A 4,592-nucleotide genomic window follows, 5' to 3' on the forward strand; every position below is an offset into this window, starting at 1 on the left:
TTTGGTATGATCGCAGAGAGAAATAGCAGAGAGGGAATGACTGAGCAATCATACTTGTACAATGGTTTTGAAATTCAAGATGAACTTGATCTTGGTTGGTACGACTACATAGCAAGACAATACGACCCAGCGATTGGTCGGTTTACATCTGTTGATCCTGCAGCTGATTTAATGAGAAGAATTTCTCCATATGTTTATGCATTCAATAACCCGATAAGGTTTATTGATCCTGATGGAATGGTTCCGGAGGATAAAGTGGTTGATCCACCAAGGGGAGCAAACATTAATGCTGGAGTGCACGAACATCAGACAATAACAATTGAACAAGGAGAGAATGGTAATCAGACAGTTAAAGAAGTTCAATATAGAAGTGAAGGCTCATATCAAGAAGATGAGGACGGGAATCAAGTTTGGAATGAAAAAATATCAAAAAATATTAGCACCACAACGATTAATAGGGATGGTGATGTAACAAGTAGTACGAGTTCTGTAACTTCTTCAGATAAGACATATTCAATTAAAGAGGGTAAACAGTCTACTGGACTAACTACAAGTAAGGATGTAAAAGTAGTTGGTGAAGTTGTATCATCGAAAGAAAGTTCTAAGAATGATTTTAGCCCATCCAATGAGTTTAAGGGATTAGTTTCTATGGCCTCTGATTATGCTCGTGTATCTAGAGGTAGCTCGCTTAACAATGTTAATGTCGATTATTTTCTTGCTAGTCCTAACGCTCCAAATATGGATATAGCCGCTGGAATTGCTGGAATAGGTCAAGCAATAGCAGGGGGAGATAAGCAAACATATTACAATCGAGTAAATGGTACTGTCCATAACAATAGAGCTACTTCAAAGGAGTTGAAAAATCTAGTTCGCACGGTGACGGGTCTTTATGGATTGAAATGATAATTATGAATAAAAGATATGCTATTGGTTTTCTTGTCTTATTAGTAATTATTGTCGGGTGCTATAACTTAATACAAGGAATTTTAAAGACATCCAACTCTGTTTCTTCAGAATATGGAGAAAAATTTAATCCTGAGAGGGCAAGTAAGGGTATTCCTCTAATTGAAGAAGATTGGTCAGTACAGGAGTTAAAAAATAATTATATAATCTGGGGTAATGATAGTCCTTTCTTAACAACTGTTAAACCTATTCACTATTATAAGGAGTCTCAATTTCTTAGTGATAGAATTATATCGGAAAGAGATGTATTCCACTATGAAACTGAAACTGAAATGGCATTTAGACTTTCTTGTGAATATTCATTTGAAACTGACTCTGTGGTTTTTACATTTATTAAGTATTACAAAGAGTCATATCCACCAACGATTAGTTTTAAAGTGAATAATTTTTTTGCAGACAGTATTTTTTATAACTGGAATATCAATAAATATTACCACACAGGTCGTGATGTCTCTTATGCCCCATGAGATAAACTAAAAAACCCAGCGGTTGCGCTGGGTTTTTTATGATACAAGATTGTAGCTTTCGGTTTCAAATGAGTAGCCCCTTCGTAATGCAGGGCCTTTAATTAACCTTTGTGACAAATATTGCGACATCAAACAAGCCATGTCGATACAGAACATCTTTAACGATAAGCATGTTATCAGGACTTGTCACATCAATACCCATAACGATGCTATCTTCTGGAAGTGCTGTAATACTGGCTCCCTTTTGGGGGATTAGCTCAGTCCTGGAAGCCCACTCGCTCAATCCTGTTAAATGCTTCCAGCCTGAAGCAACTTCAAAATAGACACCAACGTTAATCTTGACTTCTTTTTTTGTTGTGGCCTCAATCCTGATATTCTGAATTACCTGATCATCGCTGTTATAAAATTGATGAAGAACTTTTGTAACCAGAACCTCATTGTCAAATTTTGGTAGTCTAATCAGATCACCTTTGTTAGGAATGAAAGGGAAGGCTTCACGAAGTCCATCGATAGCGTATTCACGGCCGTCAATGTAAAAGTACAAAAGAGTAAGTACCTGGGGTGTTTTAATCATAATGCAGTTACGTTTTTTTGGAAAAAATGGAGGAAGTTATAATGGATGAGATAGTAATAGCATCCATGGTTATTTAATTTAAAGAGCGTGTGCTTTACGAGTTTTGGCATCACGTATGTAAGTATCGATAAGGTCGAAGAGTGTTTTCTTTTTTTCGTCTTCGAGGAGTTCTAAATCCTGTAGTCTTTTGAGCGCGTGTTTATCAAGCTTTGAATTAATGCCTTCACCTACCAGATAGTCAAGAGAGACTTCGAGTGCATCAGCAATTTTTTTAGCAGCATCAATGGAAGGAATGGCATCCCCGCGTTCATACTTACCAATCATAACCCTGGACACTCCGCTTTTGTCAGCGAGTTCTGTTTGAGATAACCCTTTTTTATCACGCAGGGCAGCAATGATTTTACCTGTTTCCATAGCCTATCAGATACCTTTTTAGCTTAAAATGAAGGAATAGGTCAAAAGTATGTAACTAAAGGATAAATAAAAATCTGATAGGTTCTTGCTTTTCGGCAAGTATCGGATATTTTTGTATCCAATAGTTACGGAATAAAAATATTTTTCTATGGCACATCCCACCCGATCCAACCGCTCCTCTTTACCAGCCGAGACGCTTTGTCGGCTCAACAGCTTTTTGGAATGTGTGCCTCCGGAAGAATTGCGGGAGCACCTGCTGGAACTCTATCACCAGTATCTCATCAACGAGCACGAAAGTCTTCCCGTCAATTTTGGTGACATGGCTCATAACATGCAGATGCTCTTCGACCTGTTGAAGTTCCTGGCTCAAAACAATCCATCCACTCAATCCGGTAGCTAATGGAAATAGCACAGATCAAACAGCAACTCAGCATTGCTCAGGTACTCGCTCACTATAACCTGAAGGCGAACCAAAGCGATATGTTGTGCTGCCCCTTCCACAACGACAAAACACCGAGCCTTCAAATTTATCCCGCGACCAATACGTACAACTGCTTTAGTTCCAACTGCACTGCCGGCAGTGGTGATGTGATCGATTTTATTATGCGCATGGAGAAAGGCACAAAACGCGAAGCGATATTGAAAGCGCAGGAACTGATCGGCCACCCTGAAAAACACAAAGACAATTACACTTCACTGATGCGCACGTTCAGAGCAAGCTTGCTACGCAATGACCGGAGAATGAAAGCCTACCTGGAAGAAAGACACCTCGATGCGGACAAACTGGAAATAGGTTACAATGCAGGTACACACTACTCACACCTGAAAGGTTGTTTGATCTTCCCGCTTAAAGACAGACTTGGTGTGATCGTAAGTTTTTACGGTCGCAGTATTTACAATAAAGAAGAAACTGATTTATCTGCCGAAGCCAAAGGCGTAGGCAGACACTTTTACCTTAGAGATCGCAAAGGCCTTTATCCTTGTTATCCCAAACCAGAAACACAACAACTGATTTTAACCGAAGCGATCATTGATGCGGCCACGTTGTTACAACAAGAAGCGATCACCACCACCAATAACATTTTAGCTTGCTACGGAACAAATGGATTTACTGTAGAGCATGAGCAAGCGATCAAAGGACTTAAGCAGTTAAGGGAAGTGATTATCTTTTTTGATGGCGATGAAGCAGGGAGAGAAGGAACAAAGCGAGTAGCAGCCAAGCTTCAGGAGATTAGACCAGAGATAAAGATAAGCACAGTAAACACACCCGAAGGCGAAGATGTAAACAGCCTGGTACAAAGTCATGACAGTGAGATCCTCGCGCACCTGGTTGAAAGCAGATCATCGTTTTCTTTTTCAGTTGAAGAAAAAAAGCCCGTGATAAAATCGCAAGCTAACACATCAGCAGGTAGTTTTGATACGAGCAATCCGCACAGGCTCACCTATTGCACCATCACAGCGAATTACTACATCAAAGGAGGATTGCGCAATGAAGCCGACAGCATGCGCGTGAGCCTGGACATTGAACATCTGCAGAACGGAAGAAAGAGCAGAAGTAAACTTGATCTGTACGAAGACAAACAAGTAGAGAAGATTGCAAGAGAAGCAGCTGAGAAATTGCAACTACGTGCCGACCTTATCCAACTGGATTTAGAATTGTTTACAGAACTGCTCGAGCAGTACCGCGAAAAATTAAACGCACCCAAAGTCTCCCCCCTCGGGGGAGATTTAGAGGGGGCAAAAATCTCATCACAATACGAGAAACAAGCATTAGAATTTTTACGCAAACCCAGCCTGATCAAAAAATGGAATGAGTTGATAGGTAAAGCCGGAGTAGTAGGAGAGGATAACAACCGGATATTTTTAATGGCCATCGCCATCACCCATAAAATGCGTGAGCCCTTACATGCACTCATACAAGGATCGAGTGGAAGCGGTAAAACACATTTGATGGCCAAGCTCTACAACTTCATACCACAGGAAGACAAGAAGAACTTTACCAGAGTAACCGAAGGCAGCTTGTATAACTATGGCATGTACGATCTGCAAAACAAACTGATCTGCATTGAAGACCTGGACGGCATGAAAGAAGAAGCACAGTTCGCGTTTAGAGAATTGCAGAGCAAAGGTATGATCATTAGCAGTACCAGTATCAAAGACGAAAATGGAAACAT

At 40.4% G+C, this 4,592-nt stretch carries 6 protein-coding genes; 4 read left to right on the plus strand and 2 right to left on the minus strand.

Going from position 1 to position 4,592, the window contains the following annotated elements; genetic code table 11:
• A partial coding sequence (locus SanaruYs_RS19850) for an RHS repeat-associated core domain-containing protein (RefSeq protein WP_148115050.1) occupies positions 1-903 on the plus strand: 903 nt, incomplete at its 5' end.
• Positions 904-908: 5 nt separating this feature from the next.
• Entirely contained in the window at positions 909-1,430 is a 522-nt protein-coding gene (locus SanaruYs_RS19855; RefSeq protein WP_127124367.1) for a hypothetical protein, read from the plus strand.
• Positions 1,431-1,527: 97 nt separating this feature from the next.
• Here the strand turns inward: SanaruYs_RS19855 and SanaruYs_RS19860 are convergent, their stop codons facing one another.
• The gene (locus SanaruYs_RS19860; protein WP_127124368.1) at positions 1,528-2,004 is read right to left on the minus strand and encodes a hypothetical protein; all 477 of its coding nucleotides are present in this window, start codon (positions 2,002-2,004) and stop codon (positions 1,528-1,530) included.
• A 78-nt stretch (positions 2,005-2,082) separates the two neighbouring features.
• On the minus strand, positions 2,083-2,418 hold the full coding sequence (locus SanaruYs_RS19865; RefSeq protein WP_127124369.1) for a helix-turn-helix domain-containing protein: 336 nt from the start codon (positions 2,416-2,418) through the stop codon (positions 2,083-2,085).
• 148 nt (positions 2,419-2,566) lie between these two features.
• Between SanaruYs_RS19865 and SanaruYs_RS19870 the strand changes: the two genes are divergently transcribed.
• Entirely contained in the window at positions 2,567-2,818 is a 252-nt protein-coding gene (locus tag SanaruYs_RS19870; protein ID WP_127124370.1) for a hypothetical protein, read from the plus strand.
• On the plus strand, positions 2,818-4,592 hold a 1,775-nt coding region (locus tag SanaruYs_RS19875), incomplete at its 3' end, for a CHC2 zinc finger domain-containing protein (protein ID WP_160118735.1). The genes SanaruYs_RS19870 and SanaruYs_RS19875, both read left to right, overlap by 1 nt.

The organism is Chryseotalea sanaruensis (assembly GCF_003990915.1).
In the GTDB taxonomy this organism is placed as follows: domain Bacteria; phylum Bacteroidota; class Bacteroidia; order Cytophagales; family Cyclobacteriaceae; genus Chryseotalea; species Chryseotalea sanaruensis.

What these genes read in the sequence shown, in the direction of transcription:
- SanaruYs_RS19865 (WP_127124369.1), bottom strand. Translation starts at nt 2,418, where the DNA reads ATGGAAACAGGTAAAATCATTGCTGCCCTGCGTGATAAAAAAGGGTTA.
- SanaruYs_RS19870 (WP_127124370.1), top strand. Translation starts at nt 2,567, where the DNA reads ATGGCACATCCCACCCGATCCAACCGCTCCTCTTTACCAGCCGAGACG.
- SanaruYs_RS19855 (WP_127124367.1), top strand. Translation starts at nt 909, where the DNA reads ATGAATAAAAGATATGCTATTGGTTTTCTTGTCTTATTAGTAATTATT.
- SanaruYs_RS19860 (WP_127124368.1), bottom strand. Translation starts at nt 2,004, where the DNA reads ATGATTAAAACACCCCAGGTACTTACTCTTTTGTACTTTTACATTGAC.